This window comes from Aquabacterium sp. (assembly GCF_035476535.1).
Lineage (GTDB): Bacteria > Pseudomonadota > Gammaproteobacteria > Burkholderiales > Burkholderiaceae_C > Pseudaquabacterium.
This window is the reverse complement of record NZ_DATILJ010000280.1, coordinates 1-6,441: the sequence shown is the minus strand read 5'-3', so window position 1 is coordinate 6,441 and position 6,441 is coordinate 1. Positions and strand designations below refer to the sequence as shown.

The window sequence follows — 6,441 nt, the reverse complement described above, 5'->3', positions numbered from 1 at the left end:
TTGCTGCGGGTGCTCAGGGTCATGAAGGTTCCAGGGAAGGTGCGAAAGAGCCCTGGGCGAAGCGCCCCGGGGCCATGAATTGCCTCGACGGCCCGGCCCTCAGGCCGCGACCGGTGAAGCAAACTGGTTGCGCATGTGGCGCGCCATGAACTGGCAGACCTCGTCGGCAGGCACGGGCTTGCACAGCCAGTAACCCTGGATCTCGTCGCAGCCGCGAATGCGCAGGTAGGCCAGTTGGGCGGCGGTCTCGACACCTTCGGCCACCACTTTCAGGCGCAGGCCGTGGGCCAGCGTGATGATGCCGTCGGTGAGGGCCTGGGCATCGGCGTCGAGCGGCAGGTCGTTGATGAAGGTCCGATCGATCTTCACCGTCGACAGCGGGAAGCGCTTCAGGTACGACAAGGACGAATAGCCGGTGCCGAAGTCGTCGATCGCCAGGCCGACGCCCATGTCGCGGATCTCCTGCAGCAGGGCCACCGCATGCTCGGGGTTGTTCATCATCGCGCCCTCGGTGATCTCCAGTTCCAGCAGCGTGGGGTCCAGCCCCGAGGCCTGCAGGATCGCGCCGATGTCGGCGATCAGCGTGCGGCTGCTGAGCTGGCGCGGCGACAGATTGACGCTCATCTGCACCGCCGGCAGGCCACAGGCCTGCCAGGCGCGCGCGTCGCTACAGGCTTTCGCCAACGCCCACTTGCCCAGGGATTCGATCAGGCCGATCTCTTCAGCGATCGGGATGAACTGCGTCGGCGGCACCAGGCCCAGCGTCGGGTGGCGCCAGCGCATCAGCGCCTCGACGCCGACGATGGCCTGCGAGTGCAGGTTCATCTTCGGCTGGTAGTGCAGCTCGAGTTCGCCGCGCTCCAGCGCACGGCGCAGGCCGCTCTCCAGCATCAGCCGTTCGCTGCCCTGGGCGTTCATCTGCGCGGCGTAGAACCCGTAGGTGCCGCAACCCTTGTCCTTGGCCCGGTACATCGCGGTGTCGGCGTTCTTCAGCAGCGTTTCGGCGTCGGTGCCGTCTTCGGGAAAGATGCTGACACCGATGCTGGCGCTGACATGCAGTTCGCGCCCGTCCACGACGAAGGGCTCGGCGCAGCAGGCCAGCGCCTTTTCGGCCAGCACCGCGGCGTCGCTGGCGCTGGAGAGGTTTTCCAGCACCAGCACGAACTCGTCGCCGCCGAAACGTGCCACCGCGTCGTCGCCACGCAGCATGCCGGTGAGGCGTTCGGCGCAAGCCTTGATCATCGCGTCGCCGACCCCGTGGCCCAGCGTGTCGTTGATGTGCTTGAAGCGGTCCAGGTCGATGAACATCACCGCGAAACGCTTGCGATGCCGGTTGCTGCGCTTGATGGCACGCGCCATGTCGCGCTGCAGCGAAGCGCGGTTGGACAGACCGGTCAGCGAATCATGGTTCGCCACGAAGCGAAGGCTGCGCTCGGCCTCCTTGCGCTGTTCGTACTGGGCGATCTGCAACGCGATCACGCGCAGCGACTCCAGCGCATCGGCGTCGGCCGCGCTCGGGTCGCGGCTGAAGAATTCCAGCGCCGTGGTGGTGCCGGCGGTGGCCATCGGCAGGATCAGGCCGACCGCCAGCCCCGCCTGCCCGGCCAGCGCATCGCGGGTGAAGTCGTGGCCCGCCGCCAGCGGCTCGATGCGCACCGCATCGCCGCAGGTCCAGGCGCGGCCCAGCGAGCCTTCATCGGGCCGGTAGTCGAGCGAGCGGCTGATGCGAATGAACTGCTCCACCGCCGGGTCGTCCGCGGCATGCCAGGCAGCGCTGCAGCGAACCCGTGCGTCCGGGCCCAGGGACCACAGCGCGCCGCAGTCCCAGCGCAGATGGGTGCACACCGCTTCCAGCGCTTGCGGCAGCACCGTCGACTCCGGGCCGTCACCGATCAGCAGCCGGGCGATCTCGTGCTCCAGTTTCAGGCGTATGGCGCCCTTGCGGCGCTGCGTGTCGTCGCGCACGGTGCCGTGCAGCAGCGCCTGGCCGCCCTCGTCGCTCAGTTGCACGATGACGTGAACCCAGCGCTCGGTGCCGTCGGGCAGGCTGAGGTGATGCTCGAACTCGCCGCGCTGGCCGCTGTGCAAGGCCCGGGTCACGTGCTGTTCGACCACGGCGCGCTCTTCGGCCGGCACGCGGGACAACAGCGCCGGCAGGTCGAGCAGCACGCGGCCGGCGCCGAAACCCAGGATGCGCTTGGCCTCCTCTGAACACACCAAGGCACCGCTGCCGGCATCGAGGATCCAGCTGCCCAGGCTGGCCAGGCGCTGGGCCTCCGCCAACTGCCGTTCACTGGCGCGCAGGTGGCGGGTCATCACGGTGGCCAGCGCCTGGGCCCGGGTGCGCGCGGTGGCCAGCGAGTAGCCGATGCCGGCGAGCAAGGTGCTGATGGCCAGGCCACCGAGGACGATGAGCCAGGGAATGGCCGCATCCAGCCGGCCGACGATCTGGCGTTCGTCTTCACCAACCTCGACCCGCCAGGCGTGGCCGCCGAGCTTGAAGGCCAGCGATCGCTCGAAGCGGGGCGCCGGATCGGCGGCGCCGGCCCCGGCCGTTGTGCTGGCCCCTGCTGCGCTGGCCGCTTGGCCCGCCGCAGGCTGCGACGCCGCGTTGTCGAACAGCAGCTGACTGTCAGCCGTGGCGCCCGGTGCGACGAACCTGCTTTCGACGCGGATGCCGATCGCATCCGGGCTGGGCCCGAGGTCGATCAGCCGGAACCGCAGCGCGGCCGCGGCCTGGCGGTCGATCACATCGCGCATCATGTCGGCCACGCTGAATCCCGCGCCCACCGAACCGAGGTAGGCCGCGCGCCGCTGCACCACCGTGTCCAGCGGCATGTGCGGGCGATAGACCGGCAGGCGCATCGCCAGGCCGACCTCGGACTCGCGGCCGGCGATGCGAATCTTGCGGCCGGACGTGACGAGCCCGCCGGTGTCGCGCGCCTGCTCCAGGGCGTTGCCCCGGTTGGGCATCGCGCCCAGGTCCATGCCCAGCAGCTTCTCGTTGCCGCGCAGCGGCTCGATGAAGGTCAGCGGGTAGTAATCTTCCCGTTCACCAGGCGGCTTGATGGCGAACTGGGCCGCCGCTGTGGTGTCGAGGCTGGCATCGCGTCGCAGCTGTTCCTCGAAGCGCTGCTTGTCGGCGGCCATCACATGGGGCGCGTAGTTGACGACCCGGAAACCGGGATGGCTCTTCGCCAGGTTCAGCCCTTCGACATAGTCCCTGAACTCGCCGCGTGTGAGTGTGGACTGTGTGTTGAAGCGCGCACGCAGGCCGGCAAGCACCTCGACATAGTTGTCGAGCCGGCCTTCCACCTTGCGTGCCACGTCGATGGCCACCGCGTCGAAGCGCTGGTGGGCGCTGCGCGAGATCTCCTGGCGGGCTGCCAGGCCCAGCGCGATCGACAGCGCCGCGCCGAAGGCCAGCACCACCGCCGGCAAGATGAACTTGCCTCGCATCGACCTTGTTTCCGAGGGCATCGCCCACTCCCAACCGGGTGTGCAGCCCTGCCATGCAGCACGACACTCCGGACATCCTGACGAACCCGCGCCGCTTCGCGCGGGAGCACACCGACCACAGGCAGGCGCACTTGTCGCGCGCCGGTCTGCGTCCTGCACAACCAAACCTTTGCTAGGCGCACTCGGCATCACGCTCGGTGCGGCCCTGATTGGGCTGAACGGTGGCTTGACCTGGTTCAGGGAGATCAGTCTTCAAACAAGGACTTCGACGGCCCGCAGGCTTTCGAAGTGCTTGCACCGGACTGTAGGGACCCGATCATTAAGTGTAAAGTCAGCAAAACTAGACAAATCGTGTAGGGTTTCGACTGACAGGTTCTGGCCCGGAGCGAAGCGGGCGATAACCAACGTTGTGTGCGGCAGCGAACAGACGACCGTGCTGCTTGGACGCTATTTTTCACACGGGCGGCCATGACACCACGGGCGCGTGCGGGGTTCACACATGCTTTTCACGGCAGCCGGTCCACAGGCTGAGAGCGTTTCGACGGCGAGGCCAGAGGCTTCGACCGAGACAGCGCCGGCAAACAGCCCGTCGCCGGCCCGGCCGGCTGCTGGTTCGGCGCGTCCCCGCGTGCTGGTGGTTGACGACAACCTCATCAATCGCCTGGTGGCCCAAGAACTGCTCTCGACCTGGGGCATCGAGCCCTTGCTGGCCGTGGACGGCGGCGAGGCGGTCGCGCTGGCCTGCGACCATTGTTTCGATCTCATCCTGATGGACTTGCACATGCCGGTGCTCGACGGCCTGGCCGCCACGCGACAGATCCGCCGCTTCGAGCACGACCATGGCCGCGCGCGCGTGCCGGTCGTCGCCTTCACCTCCGACACCCTCGACGCCGAGCACCCGCCGCTGCGCGACAGCGGCGTGGACGGCGTGCTGGGAAAGCCGTGCGAGCCGTCGGCGCTGCACGCCTGCGTGCTGCGCTGGTGCGGTCAGAACGGCAGCGCTGCCTGACGGAGCGGGAGCGCCCTGGCGTCAGCGCCGACGCTCACCCACACTGTCCGACAAACCCGCAGGCGGTGCAGAACTCACAGCCATCCTTGTGGATCAGCGTCGTATTGCCGCACTCCGGGCAGGCCTTGCCGGCCATCGGCTGCACGGCGTGGGCCGCCGCTGCGGTGCGCCCGGCCGGCGAGGCCAGGATGCCCATCTCGCGCACCGGCAGGCCTTCGTCAGTCAGCACGCCCAGCATCGCGTAGCGGTGGATCACCAGCCGGGCGATATACGCCACGGTACTCGGCCACACCTGCTGCCTTCGTTCACCCGGAACGGGCGCCATGAAGTGGCCCAGCGGCTCACCGACGTTGAGCAGCTTGCGCAGCTTCATGCCGATCCAGGCCGGGTCCATGACGCGCATGTCGAGCGATAGCAGTCGCGCCAGGCCATCCAGCGCGCGCGGGTAATTGCCGGAGAAGCCGATCGCGCAGGGCCGTGTGACGCGGCCGCCTTCGGGGGTCGGCAGTGACACTTCCTTCAGCGTCACGGTGAAGGATTCGCCGGTGCCGGGGTTGTCGACATCCACCGCCCAGGCCAGCGTGCCGGAGGTGCCGGTGCGCGGCTCGTCGCGGCTGAACATCGCATCGAGCACGGGGGTCGGCCCGCCTTCCTGCAGCGCGCCGAGCTGTTCGCAGCGCCAGCGGATCACCGCCGCGGTGGCCGCCACCACGCCGGGGAACAGCCGCGGCTCGCCGTTGGGCGGGATCGGCATCTCGAAGGCGCGTTCTTCGGCCACGGTGGCCAGCGCGTCGAGCTTGAGCTTCAGCCACGACGCATCGTTGCTGCGCATGTCCATCGACAAGGTCTTGGCCAGCGCGCCCAGGCCGCGCGGCTGCTCGGCCCCGTTGACCCAGACCTCGAAGGGCAGCGTCTGGCCGAACAGGCCGACACCGGGGCCGCTTTCGGCCGGCATCTCGCCGACGAACAGCGAGAAGTCGCCGTGCGGGTGCTGGATCATGTAGCTCCAGGCGGCATTGCCGGCCGGCATCTCGGGCCGGCTGGGCCAGCGCAACGAAGCCAGCACGGGGGCCGGCAGGCGATCCAGCCGCAGCCGCTGGTTGGCGCCGTCGGCCTGCAGCGGCGCCGGGATCGCCGCGGCGCTGGGCTCGACGCTGAGCACCGAGCCCAGCACCGCATTCGGCCGGTAGGTCGCCAGACCCTTCAGCCCGCTGCTCCAGGCTTGCATGTACAGGCCCTGGAAGTCGGCATACGGGTAGTCCGCGGGCACGTTGACGGTCTTGCTGATGGAGGTGTCGATGTAGGGCGCGACCGCCGCCACCATCGCGGCATGGCTCTCGGCGCTCATCTCCAGCGCGGTGACGAAGGCCTCGGTCAGCGGCGCAGTCTCGCCCTTGACATGGCGGTACAGCCGCCAGGCATGGTCTTCGACCGAATACTCCTTGAAGCTGCCATCGGGCTCGCGCTTCTTGCGCGTGTAGGTCCAGCTGAAGGCGGGCTCGATGCCGTTGCTGGCGTTGTCGGCAAAGGCCAGGCTGATGGTGCCAGTGGGCGCGATCGACAGCAGGTGCGAGTTGCGCAGGCCCTGCGCTCGGATCTTGTCCTTCAGGCCGGCCGGCAGGCGCGTGGCGAACGAGCCACGCGACAGGTACAGGTCGGCATTGAACAGCGGGAACGCGCCGCGCTCCTTGGCCATGTCGGCACTGGCGTCGTAGGCGGCGTCGCGCATCACGGCGGACATGCGGCGCGCCATCTCGCGCGCCGGCTCGGTGTCGTAGCGCAGGCCCAGCATCACCAGCGCATCGCCCAGGCCGGTGAAGCCCAGGCCGACGCGGCGCTTGTTGCGCGCTTCTTCCTGCTGCTGCGCCAGCGGCCAGACGGTGACGTCGAGCACGTTGTCGAGCATGCGCGTGGCCACCTTGCAGACCTCGGCGAAACCGGCGTCGTCGAAGGCCGCGTCGGGCTCGAACGGG

The 6,441-nt window shown here is 68.9% G+C and carries 2 protein-coding genes and 1 pseudogene; 1 reads left to right on the top strand and 2 read right to left on the bottom strand.

Annotation, left to right across the window (positions count from 1 at the left end; translation table 11 throughout):
- Positions 1-99: 99 nt before the first annotated feature.
- Positions 100-3,459 (bottom strand): bifunctional diguanylate cyclase/phosphodiesterase, encoded by a 3,360-nt coding sequence (locus VLK61_RS27685; RefSeq protein ID WP_325426131.1) that lies wholly within the window; start codon positions 3,457-3,459, stop codon positions 100-102.
- A 499-nt stretch (positions 3,460-3,958) separates the two neighbouring features.
- Between VLK61_RS27685 and VLK61_RS27680 the strand changes: the two genes are divergently transcribed.
- Positions 3,959-4,468 (top strand): response regulator, encoded by a 510-nt coding sequence (locus VLK61_RS27680; protein ID WP_325426129.1) that lies wholly within the window; start codon positions 3,959-3,961, stop codon positions 4,466-4,468.
- Positions 4,469-4,502: 34 nt separating this feature from the next.
- Here the strand turns inward: VLK61_RS27680 and VLK61_RS27675 are convergent.
- Positions 4,503-6,441, bottom strand: a pseudogene (locus VLK61_RS27675) (ribonucleoside-diphosphate reductase, adenosylcobalamin-dependent); the annotation flags it as partial.